The organism is Bacillus sp. A1 (assembly GCF_042296235.1).
Taxonomy (GTDB): Bacteria; Bacillota; Bacilli; order Bacillales; family Bacillaceae; genus Bacillus; species Bacillus velezensis.
Genome location: NZ_CP141181.1, coordinates 1,491,387 through 1,514,992, shown reverse-complemented (window position 1 = coordinate 1,514,992; position 23,606 = coordinate 1,491,387). Strand labels below are relative to the sequence as shown.

At 43.5% G+C, this 23,606-nt stretch carries 8 protein-coding genes; all 8 read right to left on the bottom strand.

Annotated features, from left to right (window positions below):
* Nucleotides 1–31: 31 nt before the first annotated feature.
* Complete coding sequence (lpdA, locus tag U2H13_RS07700; protein ID WP_007409663.1) at nt 32–1,444, bottom strand: dihydrolipoyl dehydrogenase; 1,413 nt, start codon at nt 1,442–1,444, stop codon at nt 32–34.
* 4 nt (nt 1,445–1,448) lie between these two features.
* Nucleotides 1,449–2,777 carry a pyruvate dehydrogenase complex dihydrolipoyllysine-residue acetyltransferase gene (gene pdhC, locus U2H13_RS07695; protein ID WP_014417649.1) on the bottom strand — a complete coding sequence of 443 codons (1,329 nt, stop codon included), beginning with the start codon at nt 2,775–2,777 and terminating at the stop codon, nt 1,449–1,451.
* Nucleotides 2,778–2,899: 122 nt separating this feature from the next.
* Nucleotides 2,900–3,877 (bottom strand): pyruvate dehydrogenase complex E1 component subunit beta, encoded by a 978-nt coding sequence (pdhB, locus tag U2H13_RS07690; RefSeq protein ID WP_003154528.1) that lies wholly within the window; start codon nt 3,875–3,877, stop codon nt 2,900–2,902.
* Nucleotides 3,878–3,880: 3 nt separating this feature from the next.
* Entirely contained in the window at nt 3,881–4,996 is a 1,116-nt protein-coding gene (gene pdhA, locus U2H13_RS07685; protein WP_007611171.1) for a pyruvate dehydrogenase (acetyl-transferring) E1 component subunit alpha, read from the bottom strand.
* A gap of 470 nt (nt 4,997–5,466) precedes the next feature.
* Nucleotides 5,467–6,558 carry a serine hydrolase gene (locus U2H13_RS07680; RefSeq protein WP_029973694.1) on the bottom strand — a complete coding sequence of 364 codons (1,092 nt, stop codon included), beginning with the start codon at nt 6,556–6,558 and terminating at the stop codon, nt 5,467–5,469.
* Nucleotides 6,559–6,590: 32 nt separating this feature from the next.
* Complete coding sequence (locus tag U2H13_RS07675) at nt 6,591–10,442, bottom strand: alpha/beta fold hydrolase (RefSeq protein ID WP_233662260.1); 3,852 nt, start codon at nt 10,440–10,442, stop codon at nt 6,591–6,593.
* Nucleotides 10,443–10,492: 50 nt separating this feature from the next.
* Entirely contained in the window at nt 10,493–17,875 is a 7,383-nt protein-coding gene (locus U2H13_RS07670) for an SDR family NAD(P)-dependent oxidoreductase (RefSeq protein ID WP_376700808.1), read from the bottom strand.
* Nucleotides 17,875–23,589, bottom strand: coding sequence for an SDR family NAD(P)-dependent oxidoreductase (locus U2H13_RS07665; protein WP_376700760.1), 5,715 nt, complete (start codon nt 23,587–23,589; stop codon nt 17,875–17,877). Before U2H13_RS07665 ends, U2H13_RS07670 begins: the two co-directional genes overlap by 1 nt.
* Between the last annotated feature and the right edge of the window lie 17 nt (nt 23,590–23,606).

Sequence of the window (23,606 nt, the reverse complement as noted above, 5' to 3'; positions counted from 1 at the left end):
TACAAACGGGGGCTGTTTCTTTGTTACATTATTATTTTACGATATGGATCGGGCTTCCGATTGCTACTTCGGCAGCTTCCATAGTGATTTCGCCCAATGTCGGGTGAGCGTGAATTGTCATTGCGATATCTTCAGCAGTCATTCCGCCTTCGATCGCCAGGCTCAATTCAGAAATCATGTCAGAAGCGCTTGCGCCGGCAATTTGCGCACCGATTACAAGACCGTCTTCTTTACGAGTGATCAGCTTCATGAAGCCGTCAGTTTCGTTAAGAGACAGCGCACGTCCGTTTGCTGCAAACGGGAACTTAGCTGCAACGACTTCAATGCCTTCTTCTTTCGCCTGTGCTTCAGTGTAACCGACAGAAGCCAGTTCAGGCTCAGAGAATACAACCGCCGGAATACCGAGGTAATCGATTTCAGCCGGCTCTCCTGAAATAGCTTCCGCAGCGATTTTACCTTCGTAAGACGCTTTGTGAGCCAATGGAGGTCCGTCAATGATGTCACCGATTGCGTAAATGTTCGGTACGTTTGTGCGGCACTGCTTGTCTGTTTTAATGACACCGCGGTCAGTCATTTCGATACCGACTTGCTCAAGGCCGAGCTCGTCAGTGTTCGGACGGCGTCCGACAGTGATTAATACGTAATCAGCATCAACCGTTTTTTCTTCGCCTTTTACTTCGAATGTAACTGTTACGCCGTCAGGTCTTTCTTCAACGCCTTTAGCCATAGCGCTTGTATGGATTTCAACGTTGCCTTTTTTCTTCAGTCTGCGGGTAACGAGAGAACTCATTTGTTTTTCGAAGCCAGGAAGAATTTCATCTCCGCCTTCTAAAATAACCAATTCAGTTCCGAAGTTCGCATACGCTGTTCCAAGCTCAGTACCGATATATCCGCCGCCGATAACAACGAGCTTTTTCGGAATTTCTTTAAGCGCAAGTGCGCCTGTAGAGTTCAGAACGCGTTCGCTATATTTGAAGTTTGGCAATTCGATAGGGCGAGAACCGGTAGCAATGATTGCGTTTTTAAATGTGTATGTTTGCGCAGAGTTCTCATCCATTACGCGGACAGAGTTGCTGTCTACGAAATAAGCTTCCCCTTTTATAACGTCCACTTTATTTCCTTTTAAAAGACCTGCAACACCGCCGGTAAGCTTATTTACAACAGAAGCTTTCCATTCTTGGACTTTTGTAAAGTCAACCGTTACGTTCTCAGCAGTGATTCCCATGTCATCTGAATGTTTTGCATTCTCGTAACGATGGCCTGCATTGATGAGCGCTTTTGAAGGAATACAGCCGACGTTCAGACAAACGCCTCCAAGAGTTGCTTTTTCAACGACTGTTACTTTTTGTCCAAGCTGAGCAGCGCGGATGGCAGCTACATAGCCGCCAGGTCCCGCACCAATCACAAGAGTATCTGTTTCAATAGGGAAATCTCCTACTACCATAACATTACGCCTCCATTAAAATAAGTTGTGGATCGTTCAGTAAACGCTTGATGTGGTTTAACGCATTTTGTGCAGTTGCTCCGTCAATCATACGGTGGTCAAAGCTGAGAGAAAGAGCTAAGACAGGAGCAGCTACAATTTCACCGTCACGGACGATCGCTTTTTCAGCAATACGGCCGATACCGAGAATCGCAACCTCTGGGTGGTTGATAACCGGTGTGAACCATTGGCCTCCGGCAGAACCGATATTTGTGATCGTGCAAGAAGCGCCTTTCATTTCCGCAGGTGCAAGCTTGCCTTCACGCGCTTTTGTAGCAAGGCTGTTGATTTCATCAGAGATTTCGAAAACGGCTTTACGGTCGGCATTTTTCACTACCGGCACAAGCAGGCCTTTTTCGGTATCCGCTGCAATTCCGATGTTGAAGTAATGTTTTTGGATCACTTCATCTGTTTTATCATCAATAGATGTGTTTAAAACAGGGAATTTTTTCAAAGCGGATGTTAATGCTTTGACGACGTAAGGCAGATAAGTCAGCTTGATGCCTTGATCAGCAGCAACTTGTTTGAACTGTTTGCGGTGAGCAACAAGATTTGTTACGTCAACTTCATCCATAAGAGTTACGTGCGGTGCAGTATGCTTAGAGTTCACCATTGCTTTCGCGATCGCTTTACGGATACCGCTCATTTTTTCGCGTGTTTCAGGGAATTCGCCTTCAGGGGCCTGAGCCGCTGCAGGTTTAGCTGTTTCCTGAGGTGCAGCTGTTTCTTGCGGTGCCGCTTCTTGAGCCGCTCCTCCATTTGCAAAGCTGTCGATATCTTCTTTTACAACACGTCCGTTATTGCCTGAACCTGTTACTTTACGGATATCCACGCCTTTTTCACGGGCATATTTGCGTACGGAAGGCATCGCGATCACGCGTTTGTTCGGATCAGCTTCCGCTTGGTCCTGCTGTCCTGCGCCAGTTTCTTTTGCAGGCTCTTTAGGAGTCTCTTCTTTAGCGATATCCTGCCCTGCTTCAGCAGACGACTGAACTTGAGCTTCAGTTTTCGCATCTCCTGAATCATGGCTTCCTTTAAATTGAAGATCTTCGTAACCAGGTGCGTCAAACGTAATAATCGTTTGTCCAACAGTTGCAACTGTTCCCTCTTCAACTTTTAATTCTAATACTTTTCCTTTAACAGGTGAAGGAATTTCTACCACTGCTTTATCATTTTGCACTTCAGCCAGAACATCGTCTTCTTCTACCTCGTCGTTCGGCTTAACAAACCATTTTACGATTTCGCCTTCGTGGATACCTTCCCCGATATCCGGAAGTTTAAATTCAAATGCCACAGTTTTCGACCTCCTAGTTGATTAAGCAAATTTTAGTTATGCATTCGCAAGCATTGAACCTAGTAAACAGACTCCTTCATATAGAGAAAAGGACTCTCTTTACCGTCTTTTATGATGCCTGATTAAAATTCAAGAACTTTTTTCGCAGTTTCAAGAACGTCTTTATGGTTTGGAAGCCATACGCTCTCAGCAAGCGAGAAAGGAAATACTGTATCAGGCGCCGCAACACGCAGAACCGGAGCTTCCAGGCTCAGAATCGCGCGGTCATTGATTTCAGCTACAACGTTGGCAGCGATGCCGGCTTGTTTTTGAGCTTCTTGCACGACAATTGCGCGGCCTGTTTTTTCAACAGAAGCAATAATCGTATCAATATCAAGCGGACTTACAGTGCGAAGGTCGATAACTTCAGCAGAAACGCCTTCTTTTTCAAGCTCTTCAGCAGCCTTAAGCGACTCATGAACCATCGCGCCGTATGTGATGATAGAAAGGTCAGTACCTTCGCGTTTCACATCAGCTTTGCCAAGTTCGATTGTGTATTCCTCCTCAGGAACTTCCTGACGGAAAGAACGGTAAAGTTTCATATGCTCTAAGAAAACAACCGGATCATTGTCTCTGATAGAGGCAATCAGCAGTCCTTTTGCATCGTAAGGAGTGGAAGGGATAACAACTTTAATACCCGGCTGCTGAGCGATAAGGCCTTCCAAGCTGTCAGCGTGAAGTTCAGGTGTATGAACCCCTCCGCCGAATGGAGAACGGATTGTCACCGGAGAAGTCCAGCGTCCGCCGGAACGGTAGCGGAGACGAGCCATTTGTCCTGAGATTGAATCCATTACTTCATATACGAATCCGAAGAATTGGATTTCCATAACAGGACGGTAATCTTGCAGGCCTAAACCGAGAGCGAGACCACCGATACCGGATTCAGCAAGCGGCGTGTCAAATACGCGGTCCTCACCGAATTCTTTTTGAAGGCCTTCAGTTGCACGGAATACGCCTCCGGCAACGCCTACATCTTCCCCGAAAAGCAGAACGTTTTCATTGTTTTTCAGTTCTGTGCGTAACGCATCAGTGATCGCTTGAATCATTGTCATTTGCGCCATGGCTTACTTCGACTCCTTCGCTTTGTAAATTTCAAGTTGTTCTTTTAAGTTGAACGTCGGCTCTTCAAACATATTCTCAATCAGCTCTGTTACTTTCGGTTTTGATTCGCCGTCAGCCTTTTTGATAGCTTGTTTGATTTCTTCTTTGGCCTGTTCAATCACTTTGTTCTCTTCTTCTTCAGACCATAGTCCTTTGTTTTCCAAGAACTTGCGGAAACGTACGAGCGGGTCTTTTTGCTCCCATTCATTTTCTATTTCTTTCGTACGGTATTTAGTCGGATCGTCACCGGACATTGTATGAGGTCCGTAACGGAATGTAAGAGTTTCGATCAGAGTCGGACCTTCACCGTTAATTGCGCGCTGGCGTGCTTCTGCGGTTGCAGCGTAAACGGCAAGTGCATCCATTCCGTCTACTTGAACACCTGTAATACCGACGGCAACTGCTTTTTGGGCAATTGTCTGTGCGGATGATTGCTTTTCTACAGGAGTTGAAATCGCATAGCGGTTATTCTGAACAACGAAGATCGCTGGCGCTTTAAATGCTCCGGCAAAGTTCATTCCTTCATAGAAGTCACCTTGAGAAGCTCCGCCGTCACCAGTGTAAGTAATAGCTACCGCTTTTTTACCGCGCTTTTTAAGACCTAAAGCTACACCTGCGGTTTGAATAATTTGAGCACCGATAATAATTTGAGGTGATAAAGCATTTACTCCCTCAGGCATCTGATTACCTTTAAAATGGCCTCTTGAGAACAGGAATGCCTGATGTAAAGGAAGCCCGTGCCAAATCAGCTGAGGAACGTCACGATAACCCGGAAGGATAAAGTCGTCCTGTTCAAGCGCGAAGTGTGATGCAATTTGAGAAGCTTCCTGGCCCGCTGTCGGTGCATAGAAACCTAAACGTCCTTGACGGGAAAGAGAAATTGAACGCTGGTCTAAAATGCGGATATACACCATTCTTCTCATTAATTCCTTTAACTGATCATCTGAAAGATCAGGCATTGCGTCTTTATTTACGACTTCTCCTTCAGCATTTAAAATTTGGAACGTTTCAAACTGCTTATGAATAGCATCAAATTGTTTTTTGCTATCAACAATTGAAGTTTTTGTCTTTGCAGCCATTTTTTAAACCACCTCTTCTTTTGATTTAACAGGGTTAGGATACCGTTTAGCCATCCGTATTAAAAACAGTCTTATCATGCTCTGCAATTCTAAAATTAATCATTCAGAAATTCACATAGCGCTTAAGCAAAGATAATGACGTTTAAACTGTACTAATAAAAAAAGATTTTTTATTAGTACAATATGATCAACAACCATAGTTTACAGTAATTAAACAAAGCCGTCAATCATTTATAACCTCATTTTGAAACCGCTTATAAAACTTAAGATCATATTGCGCCAAACTGTACTATAAAAGACTTTAAACTGTATTATAAAAATGCTCTACTGTACTATAATTAAAAAAAATTACAAAGAGTAAATTAAGTTATTTAACTTAGGGGCGGGCTTTGAAAAGATGCCGCGGGATAAAAACGGGCAGTTAGCAATCGTCCCGCCTGCCGAACAGACGAGACGATGCTTTTGTCTAATTATTCAATACCCGCCCACACGATATTCAGCGGCGTCAGCACGGCATGAGGATGAAACTCGGAAATCGGAGTGAAAAATACATACGTAAAATCTTCGGCTGGATCAGAAAACATGCCGCACCAACCCATTCCAAGATGTGAGAAGGTGCCTTCTGTCATGAAATAATGGTCACCGGCCGGCCACAAATTAACGCCTAAACCAAAGCCGCCTTCCTCTCTGGGCGCTCCGAAGAAGTAAAAAGGAAGACCGGGCTTTATTTGATTTCTCAGCATGGCCTCGACTGTTTTTCTTCCAAGCAGCTTCTTATCTTTCAATCTGCCTTTATTTCTAAACATTTCAGCCAACTTCCAAATATCCCGCAACGAAGAGTACAGACCGCTTGTCGCTTTATTCGGAAAATACGGGTGATGACTTTTTTCCAGCTGTACGCACTCGTGTTCATTGATCACACAAACTTCTTCTTTTAAAGCATCAGGCACATAAAAATACGTTCTTTCTAATCCGAGCGCTTCAATAATATGCTTTGTTACATACTGTTCGTAGGATACGCCTGTTACTTTTGAAATAATGATGCCAAGTATAACAAAACCGGTTCTGGAATAGTTCCATGCTTCATCCACTCCGTACTCCAAAGGCGTACTGACCAGATAGTTTATCCATTCTTCCTCATTCGTTAAGTCAATGCCTTCAGCCTTTTGAATATCCAGCTCAAAACTTAATCCCGCCGTATGAGTCAAAAGGTGCAAAATTTTAATTTCTCCGAAACCCGGTTTATCAAACGCAGGCAAAATGAGCTTGACCGGCATTTTCAGATCGAGCAAACCTTTTTCGACGAGCTGCATGACGGCTACAGCGGTAAACACTTTTGTCAAAGAACCGATTTCTCTGATTGTATCAAGCTGAAATGTTTGCTTTTCGTTTTGTCCGCCGGTAAATTCCCCTAACGACTCAGCTGCAAGAACCTCACCTCCTCTTGACATCATATAACTCGCACATTGCAGATCTCCATTGTCTATCATCGTCTGATAATGGCTGTTAAGAGCGTTAATTTGTTTCATATCAAATGCCGGATTGCTTATTGTTTGTTTCATTGTTTTCTCCCCCTGTACTGTATGTATCGTTTTCATCCTTTACTTACTGATTTCTTGATGAATTCTGACACCGCTTTATTAAATTCTTCCGGATGTGTGATGTTCGGAAGATGCCCCGCTCCCTTAATTTTCTTTAATTCTGCATTGCTCAGCAGTTTCTGCAGCCTTTTTGTTTCTTTCTGATCAACTACGCTTTCCTTCTCACCCGTAAGGATAAGCGTTCTTGTATGAATGTCTTTTAAAAAGCCGATCGTAGAATAGCCTTCTTGTTGATGTATCTTCATAAAACGTTCAATAGAAGCATTTAAAAATTGATTACTGTATAAACTTTCATATTCATGCGATTTTCCTATAGCTATAAAATCATTTTTCAGTTTTTCCTCGACACTGCTTTCAGGGTCTTCTTCGTATTCGGTGTAACTTCCGGAAAGAATGAGTGTTTTTACTTTTTCAGGGTATTCATAGGCTATCCTCTGCCCTATCATGCCTCCCCAAGAAGCTGCCGCAATGTGGATCGGCCACGCAACCCCTATCTCGTTCAGCACTTCGATAAAAGTCTGAGCCAGCCCGCTCAGTGTAAAATCGGCGCTCCCCTCACTCAGCCCGTAACCCGGTGTGTGTATGACAATTACATTAAATTGATCTGCCCACTCTTTCATTTGTTCTTTCCACATGTAAGCAGTGGTAGCAAAACCGCAAATCAGTAAAATTGTTTCGCCCTTACCGCTCATCAATATCTCCATATGCCGGGCATTTTCTGTGTTTGCCAGAAAATGAACGGTTTCCGTTTCTTCTGTCTGGTAAAAAGCGATGAGTTTTTTTGCGGCATCGCTTTGATCGTGCTGAAGGGCTCCTTTCTTCAGTCTGCTCCAATAATGCAAATAATCGTCGAGATGACGATTGGAAGCTGTGCCGAGTATCCGGAAAGGACTTTCAGCTCCTTCCGTAACGACTGACGAAGCATCAAAATCGGCTGCAATCGCTGAATCTCTTACCAGAGGCGGTGCTGAACGGGCGGATAACGGCTTGAAATCGTTTTGTATTTTTTCTTTTTCTCCGTATAACACGATCAGCTGGTGGCCTTGGCCGAGAAGCGAGTGTTCAAAAGCTTTGATTCCGGCAGTATTTTCTAATGGGTGAAGTCCGTACTCCCTTTTCATAATATCTTGAATGCCGGGATCAACTGTCATGCCTCCGTCTTTCCAGAAAGGCCAATTTACAGCGATGGTTTTTCCTGATCTTCCCCCCGCCTTTCTCATACATTCCCTCCACTCGGCAAAATGCTCCAGAAAACGATTGGCGTAGGCATAATCGGCTTGACCCAGACTTCCGATTTCTGAGGAGATGGAAGAAAACAAAACAAAAAAGTCTAAAGGCATATCTCTGAGCGCTTCATCCAAATGAATCACACCATTGACCTTTGATTGCAGCACCGCTTGAGCTTCCGCGTCTGTTTTATTCATAATGAGAGAGTCTTTTAACACGCCTGCACTGTAAATGACCCCGTTGATTTCGGAATAATCAGCACGAATTTTTTCCGCTAACTTGATGACCTGCTGCTTATCTGACATGTCAGCCTGGATATAAGAAATGCTTGCCCCGTCATATCGGATGCTGTCTAATTTTTCTTCCATGTCTGCTGTCATTTTCGATCGCCCGGCAATGATAACGCTGGCTCCGTGATTTGCATAAAGAAACGCTGAAATAATCCAGCCGATGCCGCTTAACCCTCCGATGATGAGATACACCCCGTTTTTTGCAAACTTTGCGGCCTTTTGTCCTGTTTGCAGCGAAGCGTCTCTATATGCTGTCACCCACCTTTTTTGATCGCCGTCATATTTCACAGCCTGATGATGTCCGGCACTTAATTCATTGAGAAGCAAAGGTGCTTTTTCAATGGTTTGTCTTGAAGAAATCTCAACCGTTTTACACTTTATATTCGGCTGCTCCGCATTCAGCGTTTTAAAAAAGCCTGCAATCGCGGCGTAAACCGGATTTGTATATTGATCCTTGTCATGTACGTACAGAATGTTGATGTTTTCTTTTGTTTTTTGACGGATCAAAGCTTTACTTAAATAAAGGATTGAATAAAAGCTGTGAGTCAGGTCTAACGCCGCTTCAGTATAAGCTTTTTTTGACAGGTAATGAATGATTGACGACGGAAACGCTCCGGACTTTTTAAGATCATCTAACAGTCTGGTGTAATGAGCAGACTGCTCCGGGTTAAATTTATAATGCTTTTCATTTACCATTTCATATTCAGCGGCGGCTTCCGCATAAATAACATTTTCACTGCCAGTGTAGTTGCGGATTTCATCACTCAATGAACTGTCGAAATCGAAAATCAAAGTATTTTCCTTAGACACTTCTCCGGACTTTAATGGCGACTCAATCCATTCTTTTTGTAAATACAAAGATTCAAGCATCGGCTTTTCAGACGGCTCTTTCGTTTGCGTTTTTTCTTTAAAAGCTGCAGCCGGTGTATTACGCACATCATATTTTTCTTCTAAATAAGCCGCTAAATCATGAATATTGTTATAATCAAAAAGCAATGTCGGATACAATTGTGTATCCAATCTTTCCTCGAGCATTTTCGATATATGCAGCAGCTGTTTTGAGTCAAGACCCAGTTCGTAAAAAGATTGGTGTTTGTCCGCTTTATTTGGCGGTGTGTTTGTAACCTCTCCAATAATGGATGACAGCTCATCTGTTAATGTTTTTTGACTGTCTTGGTGCAAAACTGTATCAGAGATAGAGTCTGTAATGTCAGCTCCGTATTTCTCCTGCAGATATTCCGTCAATTCACCGATTGTGGAGTAATCAAATAATAAAGTCGGGTACAGCTTTGTATCTAACATCAGTTCTAATTTTTTGGATAAGTCTAATAATTGTTTAGAATCCAAGCCCATCTCGTAAAAGGAAATATCATTCTTCACTGTTTCAGCAGGTTTTTCAATCATGCCGGCTATCTCTTGGATCAAATTATTTCTGATCATTTCTTTATTGTTCGTTGCGCTGCCAACCTCTTTAGCTTTTTGGGAATGCTCCAGCCTTTGTATTGATTTTTCATTTCTGACTCTTTTCACACCGAATCGCTCATAATAAAAAGCAAGCTCTCCATCAGGCCTGTATACTTCTATGTCCGCATATAAAATGTCTTTAGAAGGCGGCTGCGTTATACTGTTTTTATCAATATACACAAAACAAGACCCAGTTGTTTTATGCAGTGCCCGGAATGTCTCAATATATATAGGGATAAACGCATTTTTTCCTTCATCCGGCAAGTCTGATGTAAGGATTCCCAACAAGCTGAGAGACCCATCCAAAAATGCGGGATGCATGTAAAAGTCATCTGTATATTCTTTTGAAAGTCCGCTTAAACTGACCTCTCCCAGAATATAATTTTCACCTTCATATACTGTACCTTCCAATTTCATAAAATCTTTATGAATCAGGCCGCCCCTGCGCAAATTACGATAGGCGGATTCAGCATCCGAAGTCCGGACGGCTCCTTTCTTTAATTCTTCGATTGAAATTGTCTTTTCGTTTATCGCATTTTTTCTTATGATTTCCGCCTGCAAGTTGACTGACGCTTCACCTTCCGCCTTTTCAGCGACCCATTTCCTGCTTGTTGTTTCAACAAGCCAGCCGTTTTCTTGTTCCGTAAACTGGAAGCTGACTTTTTTATCAAAATGGACTGACGTCGCAACAGGTTCACGGAATAAAACATGTTTGATTTCAAAACTTCGGGGGGATATCCCTTTCTCAGCTAAAAATCGTGTTATTAAATCCAGATACGTTACGCCGGGTATCGTACGCACTTGATGAAGGACATGGTCTGAAACAATATAATCGTCATGTTTGACTAATACGCTGAACCTCATGCAACTCGACAACCTTTCTTCTTTTACAAAGTAAAGAAACAGAGCAGGTGCTACTCTGTTTCATCAATAATTTCAAGAAGCCGTTTTTTATTCTGTTTGATTTGTTTTTTTCGATTTGAATCCGGCCAGTACTCTTTTCTGACAAACTCGGCAGGCGGCAGCGGAGTTCTGACGGAATGATATGAATCATCCAGGCCGCTTACCAAAAGGTGGGCGTTTGTTCCGCCAAAACCGAAAGCGCTGATGCCCGCCCTCCGTTTTCCATCCTTCCAGCTTCTCAGCTCTGTATTCGGATAAAAAGGCGACTTTTCAAATTCAAAGCGGGGATTTGGCGTTTCACAATTCAATGTAGGCGGAATTTCCTTATGCCATATTGATAAAATCACTTTAATGAAACTTGCCGCTCCGGCAGCGCTTAATAAGTGTCCGATATTGGTTTTTACACTTCCTACTCCGCAAAATTGCGTTTTGTTTGTGTCTCTTCGGAATACTTTTGTCAGAGCCTGAAGCTCAATCGGATCTCCAATCATCGTGCCTGTGCCGTGAGTTTCGACGTAGCTGACTGATCCGGGAGTGATATCGGCTTTTTCAAATGCATCTTGAATAACCTGCTCTTGAAGCTTAGGATTCGGGGTCGTAATTCCCATTGTCGCACCGTCGTTATTAATAGCTGATGCTTCAATGATACCGTATATCCGATCTCCGTCCGCTTTCGCTTTCTCGAGCGGTTTTAACAGAACAGCGCCAAAACCCTCTCCGGGTACAAAGCCGTTTGCCCTTTCATCAAAAGTAAAACACTGACCGTCCGGCGAAAGAGCTCCTCCTTCTGTTAACATCAGGTAAGGAATTTCATCCAAAAGCAGATCCGCCCCTCCTGCCAGCGCCATCTCTGAATCACCGTTTTTTATGCTTTGGCAGGCTAAATGAATGCTGACTAATGAAGAAGAACAAGCGGTATCAGAAACCATGCTTGGGCCGTGAAAATTAAAGAAATGCGACACGTGTGAAGCAATAAAGTTTTGACTAAGCCCGACGATGTGGCTGTTGCTTTCTTTCGGCAGTTTGTGACCGTAGCCGCCCATTCTGGAACCGACAAATACGCCGACTTTTTTTCCCGATAATTCTGTTTCTTCATAACCGGCATCCCGTACAGTCTGTACACTCGTTTCTAAGAAATGTCTTATCAGCGGGTCCGTTTGGATGGCTTTCTCCTCTTCCATGCGGAAATACTCCGGATCGAAGCTGCCGATTCCATTGATAAATCCTCCCCATTTGCTGATGCTTTTTCCCTTTTGCTGCACCGGAGAGTAATTTTCTTCTATATTCCACCGGGAATCAGGTACTTCTTTAATATGATTCTTCCCTTTTCTCAGATTGTCCCAAAATTCCTCTTTATCAGCCGCTCCAGGGAACTTACATCCGATTCCGATAACAGCTATCTTTGCAGAGGAAGCCGTCTGCGGTTCTGTATTTCGGCTCGTCACAGACTGCATATCATGCTGATTGCTGCTTTGAGAATCAGTCTGTTCGATTTGTTTTTTCAACGGCGGCGCCGTCTTACCGATATATTCCGCAAGACCATGAATCGTGTTGTGTTCAAGAAGCACAGTAGGGTCAATTTTTTTCTGAATCATTGCTTCTATACGATGTATAATGCTGACAAGTAGTATAGAATCCACACCGTATTCCTGAAAATCCGTATTTGGGTTAAGCTTTTCAAGGGGAATGCTCAATTCCTCGGCAAATACGGCAGAAAGTTCACTGACAAGCCCTTCTGAATGATCAAAAGTGTCGGGAGTCTCCTGTCTTCGCACTGGAAATGAAGCCTTGCCGGTTTTATTGATATTCAGGAGACTGTCTGCATGAAACACTGTTCCTTTTTTCACGATAGGAATGATATTGGCCGATTTTTTCTCCAGTGCATGATACAAAACCGCCAGTCCTTCCCGTGTGGAAAGAGAGTCCAATCCCAATTCATCATATAAAGGACTCGTCACAGTACCCATTCCGACTTCTTTCCAGCTCGGCCAATTGATGGACGTGAAATACGTTCTCCCCTTTTGAAAATGATAAGCCGCGAAATAGTCCATATATGCGTTTGCAGACGCATAATCAGTCATTCCTTTCGACAGTTTGGGTGACTGTGCAGCAATTGATGAAAATAGAATAAAGAAATCCAGCGGCCTATTATTAAAAATCCGCTCCAAATTCTGAAGTCCAGTGACTTTCGGGCCGTACACCGTCTTAAATTCACTCATTCTTTTATGAATAAAGGCCGGATTTCCGCCGCTGTGCAGTCCGGCACAGTGTATGACACCGCTTATATCTTTAAATTCAATGCTTACTTGGTGAAAGAATGAACGCAGCCTCTCTTCATTTGTGAGAGAACCGCTGTAATACAGATAGTTGACACCTTTCTCTTCAAAACTTTGAAACAGTTTGATATTGCTGACTGTCTTTTCGTCCTGTCTGCCCTCTTTCAGCAAATGATCCCATTCACTTCGCAAAGGTAATGGACGCGTCCCCGTCAGCACGAGTTTTTTCACTCCCCGTTTCACCAAATCTTCAGCTATTGCTCTGCCAATACCCCCTGTCCCGCCGGTAATCACGATGGCTTTATCCGCAGGAAATGAAACAGGCCCGCCGGTATGGATTCTTTCTTCTTCAAAATACGGAACATATCTGACGCCGCTGCGGTAGCATACTTCATTCTCTCCGGTACATTGCGCCCTTTCATTCTCAAAGATTTGTTTCAGCTCATGCGTTTCTTTCATGCTGTCTATATCTATTGTTTTCACATGAGCAAAGCCGTATTCCGCAGAAAGGGCTTTCAGAAAAGCCGCTGATTCTGCCCCCGTCAGCTTTGGTTTTTCCGCTTTAAATACCTGCAAGCCATTGGTGATTTGTAAAATGGATAATGGTGTTTCCTTTTTACTCCGCTTAATTATTTCTTGTATAAATAAGAATTTACCATATGGGATGCCGTTCTGATTTTCACTCTGGTTTCCGACATCTGAGAAATCAAATATATTTTCGACCTGCCGCTCACCGCCCGAGAAGATCTCACGGATAACGTCGTATGCGTGGTTTTCATCTAATAAAGAACACTCAAACATTTGATCAGAGTGTTTTATAAATGAAGAGTGATGTTTTATGACAATCAGATTCTCCTGATCTATATCCGAACAAATGGTGCGGGCAATTGATTCTGTGTCTTGATTTACAAATGCTACTGTCAGTCCGTACTCTTTTGTTTCGGATGGATTTACAAACGGATTCTCCCTCCATTTTTTTTGCAAATGATGTTGAAAAGAATGCTGAGGGATCTCTGCCTTCTCAGTCCTGGACGGAACCCAATAACGTTCTTTTGCAAACGGATAAGTCGGAATTGAGATCCGTTTACCCGGCTGCTGTAAATGTTGATGAACGGATTTCCAGTCGATATCCGCCCCCCAAACCCATAATTGAGCCAGCTTTTCCGCTTCACCGTTCTCAATAATGGTCTTTACAAACAATTCACCTGCTCTGCCTTCCGTTAACGCCTTCATTTTTTCAGCGAATGCATCTGCTGATTGCTGATTAACATATACGCCTGGAACTTGCTTGTCACCGCGGCAAAACTCAAATAATTTATCTTTCATTTCTTTAAGAGAGGTACCGGTAATCGCCGCTCTGGCCTCCATCGCTTCTCTGCCCGATTGTGTAGTGTATGCCAGATCCCGTAAAACGACGCTTTCCGATTGGCCGGCTTCCATCACTTCATTCGGGAACATGTTTCTTATCGCTCCGGCATATTCCTTCAATAAGTATTCAGTAACCGCTTGAATGGAGGCGCAATCAGTTAATTCATACATCGTGAGTTCAATATGAAACATTTCGTTAATAAAATCCGCCATCCGGCTTAATTCCAAAGGCCCTACGCCAAATTCACTCAGGTGATCAGCAATATTAATTTCTTCCGGATGGATATGAAGCAATTCCGAAACAAACGGTTTGAGTACTTCATACACCTTTTCTTTCATATCAGGCTGTTTATCCTTTACTTCAGGACTTAGTGAACGTTGAATAAAATCTTTCATGTTTTCGGCATACTCAAGAAGACGTTCATTGTCTTTGGCAGATAACAGGACAATATGCGGTTCGTTCTCAACATGTTCTGTTGAGACGTTTGTTTCTTCATATTCTTCTATAATGATATGAACATTCGTTCCTCCCGCTCCGAATGAGCTGATCCCCGCTCTTCTCGGAACAGTTACTGTTTTTCCGTTTTCCTGCAGTTTCGGTTTCTTCCAGTCTTGCAATGACCGCTGTACATAAAAGGGAGATGCTTTAAAATCAATATTTGGATTCAACGTCTCCGCATGTATGGAGGGAAACAGTTTTTTCAGTTTCATTTGCAAAAGAACCTTTGTCAAACCGGCAATTCCCGCTGCGGCCTCAAGATGGCCGATATTTGATTTGACAGAACCGATTGAACAATATTGAGTGTGCTCCGTAAATTCCCGAAACGCTTTTGTTAATCCGGTGATCTCAATCGGGTCTCCCAGAGAAGTTCCCGTTCCGTGAGCTTCAATATAACTAATTGTACGAGGGTCAATACAAGCTTTCTGAAGCGCGTCCTGTATCAGTTCAGACTGACCATTCGGATTAGGAACCGTAAAACCGTTTGTTCTCCCTCCGTGATTGACCGCTGTCGCTTTAATCAGCGCATAAATATGATCTCCGTCCCTTACCGCTTCCGCCGCCGGCTTTAAAAGTACGGATCCCACTCCTTCTCCCGGTACATAACCGTCACCGCCCTCGCCGAATGTACGGCACCGGCCATCACTTGCAAAGAAGCGGCTTTGATTTAATAATGTATATTTATTCGGATGAAGCGTAAGATTGACCCCGCCCGCAACAGCAAGGGTGCTTTCTCCTCTTCGTATACTTTCACAGGCTAAGTGAATGGCGTTAAGAGAGGATGAACACATTGTATCAACCGCCATACTCGGCCCCTTAAAGTTAAAGAAATATGATATTCTGTTTGCTATTGCAGAAAATGGAGACCCGACGGCCAGTTCATTTCCTTTAAGTGATTCTTCAACGCCGAAAAATTGATAGCTTCCATATGTGACGCCTGCAAATACTCCGACCTTTTTGCGGGTCAGATCTGAAGGTTTATAACCAGCATCCTCTATGGTATTGTACACTGTCTCTAAAAAGAGGCGTTCCTGAGGATCAAGAAAAGCCGCTTCTTTCGGTGATATCCGGAAAAATAAAGGATCAAACCGGTCTGGATTTTCCAGAAAACCTCCCCACTTATAGCAGCTTCCCTCCAGCATTTCCTTCCGGTCATCAGGAATTTCGCTTACGCAATCCCGTCCATTCATCAGCACATTCTGGAACTCCCTGATGTTTTCCGCACCCGGGTATCTGCCGCTGACACCGATAATGGCTATATCAGCAGAAAAGGGATCGGCCGCAATGTGCTCTTTTGAATCTTCTCCTTCAGAGCGTACCGGCGCTTTTGTTTCCACTGATTTTCTTTTTGGCTTTTTTTGATATGAAACAAGTTCAGATCTGCCGGCCGGGTTCAGCAGTTTCATCATTCGTTCGCTGTGATGACTCAGGAAATATTCGGCTAACTGCGATATTGAATGATATTCAAAAAATAATGTTTTCGACAATCTGCCGATACTTTGCTCCAGCTTTTTGGTCAGACGCATGATCATCACTGAATCAATGCCGTATTTCTCCAGATATTGTTTTTCATCTATGAGTGAGAACGGTAATTTCAATTCCTCTGACATTATATTTTTCAGATAACTGATTATATTTTGTCTTAATTCATCGTTTTGCAAATCAGCATCTTCCTGCTGCTCTGAATGAAAGCTGATTGTGCCGGCACGCTTCAGCACATCCTCAATCTTTTCTTTACGGCCTTTCAGGGCAATCAGCTGTTCAGATGATTGACACAAGCTGTTCTCCAGAGCCTGTATTCCGTCACTGTCATCTAACGGGTCAAGACCGAGTTCCTGTTTCATGTAGGATACTCCTTCATCGTCAATATTCATCCCGCCGGAAGTCCATAGCGGCCAATTGACTGACACTACCCTTTCGGCAGACTCTTTTGCGGTCATAACTGCTGCATACTGATCCAGAAAGGCATTGGCGAAAGCATAGTCACATTGGCCGGCTGAGCCGAAGACTGCCGATGTGGATGAAAACAAGACAAGTAATTCAACTTTCATTTTTTTAATTTCTTCCGCCAGCCACAGCGTGCCATAAACTTTCGAACCTGTGACTTGATCAATTTCTTCTTTTGTCTTTCTTAAGATAAAAGAGTCACGGAGTACGCCGGCACTGTGAAATACTCCATGTAAGGTGCCGAACTGCTCTTTTGCAAAAGCAAATATCCATTCAGCATCACTTTGTTTTGAAACATCAGATCGGATATATTCAACTGTTGAACCTGAACTTCTTAAATATTCGATCTTTTTCTCCTGCTCTTCAGTTAAATCAGAACGCCCCGTTAATATGAGATTCGCTTTCCATTTTTCCGACAGATGTTTTGCCAGAATATAACCGAGACCGCCCAGGCCTCCTGTAATCAGATAATTCCCATGATGTTTCAGCGGCTGAGTTAAATCGAATGAGCCGGCTTTATTATAGCTTTTCGTAAAACGTCTGCCGTTTTCATAGCGCACTTCAAAATGGATATCCCGTTTTTCGTCACACTCTCTCTGATATATGTCCGCTATTGCTGGAAGAGCGGCTCCCGCACCCTCTGATTGCGTGATATTGATAATCTGATAGTGAAAATTGGGGTGTTCCTGGTGAACGGTTTTCACCAATCCGCCGAGCGCATGATGCAGCGGCAGTTGTTCTTTATTCTCTGTTTGAAAAATATGCGTCAGCTTTATTATCTTTTTCCATTTTAGTTCAATCAGCGCCTGTGTAATATACAGAAGAGAAAACAATCCGTTTTCCAATTGTTTCTGTATACCTCCTTTACTCATGTCAGCCTGAGAATCAGACCACAAGTGAAGAATCTTTTCGGGCAGCTGATAATGATCATGAATGTATCGGAACAGCTTTAGATAATCGTGTTTTTTCACGTGGTTCATACAAATCGTATCATCATGTAAAACAGCAAATTCTTTTCCGCGGATGACAAACAAGAGAGTACAGCCCTTAAACAAACCGCTCAATTCTTGTATTTGCCGTTCATTTTCTGCAAAAATCAGGAGCAATCCCGTCAAGGGTACGCTCTTCTTACTCGGAATGAACGATTCTGTCCATTCCGGCTTGTAATATAAAAGCGGATGGTTCGATGCCCGTGATTTTTGATTCTGAATGGATGTCACACGGGCATAGCCTTCGTCAGCCGACATTTGTCCTGTTTGAATCAGATCAAGAATATCGCTGATTTGTTCACGTTTTCCGTTCATCATTCTTCCCCCATTAATTGTTTCAATACAGCCTTCTGATCAATATCATTGGTTTCCAATTGACGCAGGAGACGAATGAGTTCATCGTCCGTCTGAACAGTGTCTTTTTCATGACCATATCTGAATCTCACATCTCTGCACTCTGCCAGAATGTTTCCGTTTCCATCTGTAAATGTCATATGACACGTTACATCACGGCTGTTCTGCCGGTTCTCTTTTTGAGTATAGACATAAAAATTTTGAGCGAGAGGCTGATAGACATCCGCCGCTCCCAGTCCGATCAATTCCGGGAAGGTTTCTCCGCTGACAAAAAACGCACTGGCTTGAATCGCGGACTCAAGCGCTTCAGGAGAGATCGTAAAATTCTCTCTTTTTGCATAAAGCTCATCCGGCAATGAATGAAACGACAGCATTCCGTCACTGTTTTTCGCTGATTCAATGACAAAAGGCGATTCAGCAGGATGTTCAGTCATTTCTGATTTGACTTCAGCAATATCAAGCGCTTCAGGAAGCATACCGCTTTCAGGCTTAACAATATGCGCATTTCCCCTGGCAAGACGTACTTTATTCTCATTTTTTGTGTTTGCATATATGTCAAATCGCGCAAAGTCGCGCTCAGGCGTCAGCGTAATCATCAGTTCCCGTATATCAGTCATTCCGTTCATGCTTTCGGTCCACAATAAATCAGTTAATGTATGAACTGGTTGTCCAAATGCCTCCGCTGCATTGACGATAGCCATTTCAGCCAAAGATGCATAAGGGAAAAAGGACACGTTTCCTTCAGACAGACTTAGTGCAAACGGATGATTACGGCTGATTTTTTTCGTGAAACTGAACTGATTAAAATCGGACGTGTTACTCCCCAAGAAAGGGTGACCCGGCTTACTCACATCCGCTGAAACAAGTGCGTCCCCTTTTTCCGCTATCCAATACCGCTGTTTGATCAGCGGTTGTCCCGGAATAGAAATCCTGCGAGCATTCCGATTCACCTCAAAAGTCTCCCAATCTATCTTTCTTCCATTTACCCATTTGGATGCTGCTTCGGCGTAATCTGAACAAACGTGAGGCATTTCATTGTGAACTTCTGATTCGAATGTATGACCGGTATGGCTCAAGCTGCTTTTTTCACCCCTGATATAAGCTGAAAGCTCTTCAGCAATGACCTGCCCGGAATCTGCCACTATCGCCAGCCGTTCTTCCATATGATCGCGTCCCGTCTGAAGTGTATAGGCAATATCCTGAAGACGCAGTTTATGATTGTTATCCTTCGATTCATTTTCTGATAGAAAATTAGCCATAACCTTTGCATATTTTATCAGCCGTTGTTTGTCTTGAGCCGATAAAACAAAGATCACTCGGCCGCTTTGATGATCAAAAGCTTTTGGCGGCTCATACGCTTCCAATATAAGATGCGCGTTTGTCCCTCCTGCCCCAAAAGCGCTTACCCCGGCTCTCAAAGGATGAACAGCATTGCTGTTTTGCGGAATATTCCATTCAGCCGCTTTCCGCTGCACTTGAAAAGGAACCTGATCAAAATCTATAAACGGATTAACAATATCGGAGTGCAGAGAAGGAACAAGCTGCTTATTCTTCATTTGGAGAAGCACTTTCGTTACCGCAGCGATTCCTGCCGCAGATTCTAAATGTCCGATATTTGATTTCACCGAACCGATGGCGCAAGGATGGTTCAATTGATAGGAATCTTTCAGTCCTTGAATTTCAATCGGATCGCCTAATGACGTCCCTGTTCCATGCGCTTCAATATAATTGACGGTGTTCGGATCAATGTCAGCTTTACGAAGCGCTTCTGAAATGACCTCCGCCTGCGCATCCGGATTCGGTATGGAATATCCGCTCGTCTTTCCTCCGTGGTTAACGGCGCTTCCCTTAATCACACCGTATATTTGATCTTGATCTTCTATTGCTTTTTTCAATGGTTTTAACAATACGGCTCCGACTCCCTCACCGGGAACATAACCGCTTCCGTCTTTTCCAAAACTCCGGCATCTGCCGTCACTTGATAGAAACTGTCCCATGCTGAGGAACTTATATTTATTCGGATGTATTGACAAATTCACTCCGCCGGCTAATGCCATATCGCTCTCTCCGCAATGTATGCTTTGGCATGCGTAATGAATAGAGGTCAGTGATGAAGAGCACATTGTATCCAGAGCCAAACTCGGACCTTTTAAATGAAAATAATAAGACACCCGATTGGCAATTGAAGAATAGACGGACGCCGGCGAGAAAGCCGCTCCATTTTCTTCCCCTTCAAATAGTTGATATTGGCCCCACATTGCACCGACAAATACACCGACTTTCATCTTTTCCAGCATGTTTCTCGGGTACCCTGAGTCTTCAAAACAATTTTTGGCCGTTTCTAAAAAGAGCCTTTCCTGGGGATCCATAAGTTCTGCTTCCCTTGGGGAAATATGAAAGAAAAGCGGATCAAATTGATCGGCTCCGCTGATAAAACCTCCCCACTTGCTGTAAGACTTCCCTTTCATATCTCTGTCTTCGCTGAAGAAATCATCCATATTCCAACGGTCAGGCGGGATTTCTGTAATACAATCTTTTCCGCTCTTTAAATTATCCCAAAATTGAGATAAGTCTTCGGCCATCGGATACTTCCCGCTTAATCCGATAATGGCAATGTCCTCATGCCTTGTATCAGCTTTCTCATTTATTTGGATCTTGCAGTTTTCATCCTCTATGAAGGTATCTTGAAGTGCAGATTCTAATTTTTCTTTGTCACCTTCAAACACGATCAGCTGTGATGCGTTCAGAGAGAGTGAATCTTGAAAAGCTTTGATCCCATTGGTTTTACTAAGGGGAACCATACCGATTTTTTGTTTCATCCATTTTTCAGTTTGTTTATCCACTTTCATGCCGCCGTCTTCCCATAGCGGCCAGCCGATGGCTACTGAGACGCCGGAGCGTTCTTTTTTCCGCCTCATTCCTTCACGCCACTCAGCGAAAAGATCAATGAACCGGTTGGCCAATGCGTAATCCGTCTGTCCGATATTCCCGTACATCGAGCTGCTTGATGAAAACATCACAAAGAAGTCCAAAGGTTCGGTTTGCAGCAAGCTGTCCAATAAGACCGTCCCATTTATTTTCGGAGCGATCACTTCCTGAATTTCATCTTTTGATTTTTGAATCAATAAAGCGTCGTGCGTCACACCGGCACTGTGTATCACACCGTTGATTTCTCCGAATTGCCTTTTTATGGTTTTTATGATTCGCTCTGCATCGCGGCTATCTGAAAAATCACCTCTTATATATTGAACCGAAGAACCGCCTGCTTTCATTCGGCTGATTTTGTTCTTTTTGTCTTCCGTAAGTTCAGAACGGCCCGCTAAAATAATATTGGCTTTCGTTTGGGCTGCGATATGTTCTGCAAATATAAGGCCTAAGCCGCCGGCCCCTCCTGTAATCATGTATACTCCGTTTTCTTTAAAGGAGAAACCTGAGTTTTGAGACGGTTCCGCTTCCCGTAAGGCTCGGACCCAGCGCACATTTCCTTCATAATAAAGATCGGTTTCTCCCGGATGTGCTTCCGTAGATTCGACTCTGATGATTTCAGCTGTAAGTTCCGGCAACGATGACTTGTCTGAAACTGATATCCCGATTGTCTTAAGGGCCAGTTTCGGGTTCTCAAGCAAAATAGACTGCCCTGCGCCATGGACTGAAGCATAAAGCGGCTGATCATTTTTATGATCCGCCGGATAAAGGAAAAGCGATACAACCTTTTTTTCCGCCTTGCTGCGCATCAATGCCCGGCTGAAAAAGAATAGCGGGTAAGCCCCCTTAGAAAGCTGTTCACTTATTTTTTCCGGGCCGGCAAATGACCCTTCCGGCCACCCGTAAACCACGGTGTCGGGCATTTGCCCCCTTTTTTTCAGATCAGCTGCAAGCCTGTCAAAGTGAGCTTCCTCCCTGTGATCTATCTCATAAACACCGTCTCCGTGATAGGAGAAACGATTCCCTGATAAAACGAGAATGATCTGTGTATTTTCGAATCCATTTTCAGCATTTTCCCGCATAAAATGAAAAAGCTCTCTGTCATATTGAAACAGCAGGCATGTTCTTTTCTTTTTATTTCCGCAATTCGGGTCCCAAGCGGCAGCCTTTTGTCTCCAATGCGGCGTTAAATAGGTCAGAGCCGTATGATTCTCTCCATGATGAAGAGGGCGGTCTTTGTCAACGGAAGTCTTTTCGCCGCTCTCTGCAAAATAATTTGCAAGTTTTTGAATCGTCGGATACTCAAACAATAAAGTAGGGTACAGTTCCCTGCCTGTTTTCTCTTCCAATGCCTTTACGGCTTGCATAAGTGTTACGGAATCGAGGCCTTGTTCATAAAAACCTTTTACCACAGAGAGTGTTTCAGGGGCAGCAGTCCCTTTGATATCTGCGATCAGCTGCTGAATGTCTCCTTCTGTTATAAGAGCGGAAAGATTTTCGTTCTTACTTTCTTTCAAGTCAGGCTTTTCAGCCGATAGATTTCGCGTTAAGAAATAACTGGACATTTTTTGATTTTCTTTAATATACGCGGCGAGTTCCCGGATCGTTTTCTGCTCAAACAGGAGTGTAGGATACAGCTGTTCCCCTGTTTTGTTTTCAAGTTCTTTGACAATGGCAAGCAAAGAAGCTGAATCCAGGCCCTGTTCATAAAAACCAATGTCTGTCCTTATGTCACGCAGATCTATATTTGAAACCCCGGATATTAATTCTTTAAGGTGTGTCTCGATGCTTTCGCTTCGATTTATGATTGAATCTTTTCTGATCAGGCTGTCTTTTGGCTGAGAAGCCGCTTCAGTTTCCAAACGAGTCTGCTTCAGGTTTTCAATTAAATCTTTTGAGCGGATATGTTTCACAGACAGCCGCGTAAAATAAGCGATCATCTCCCCGTGTGCATCGTACAAACCGTAACTTACTTGGATGACATCCCCTGAATCATGATTTTGGTCTTGCTTCTCTATGTACACATAACACCTGTCTTCCAGGCGCTTCGTCATACGGAAAGATTCAATATGAATGGGAATATACGTTTTCATCCGGCTTGCCGAAGATCCTTGTGTAAAATATTCGGGACATGCCTGATAAAGGATCGATATGATGGTAGACGCATCAAGAAAAGTGGGATGCAATTGAAAATAGCCGGTATATTGATTGGCAATTTGGCTGAGCGTCAACTCTGCAAGTACAGAATGGTCAGACGCATAAACCTTCCCCAGACTCTTCATAAATTCAAAATGCTCTATATCAACCTTTTTTAAATAGTCATAACATATCTCCATATCGGCTTCACGGACGGAGGCATGTTTGATTTCATCAATATTGATTGAACTCATGCTTTCCGGGATTTTCGGCATGAGCCTGCAGTTCATATTCTCATCCCAGCTTTCATCCAGAATGCAGTCATCTTTTACTTTTCTGCTCTTCGCCTGAATTTCCCATCCCTGTTCCAATCCCTGAAAACGGATGCGGATTTCTCTGTCAAAGGTATCCGATGTTGCTACAGGTTCCAAATACAAAATATTCTGACACTCGAGTTCTTCAATAGGCAAACCTTTGCTCAGCGCCATACGGTATATCATATCTAAAAATGTGACACCGGGTATAATCCGGGTGCCATGCACCCGGTGATCCCTGACAATATAGTCCGTATGTTTAATTGTTAATGTGAACTGATAGTTTTGATTACTGGCCACCTGTCTCATTCCTTTTC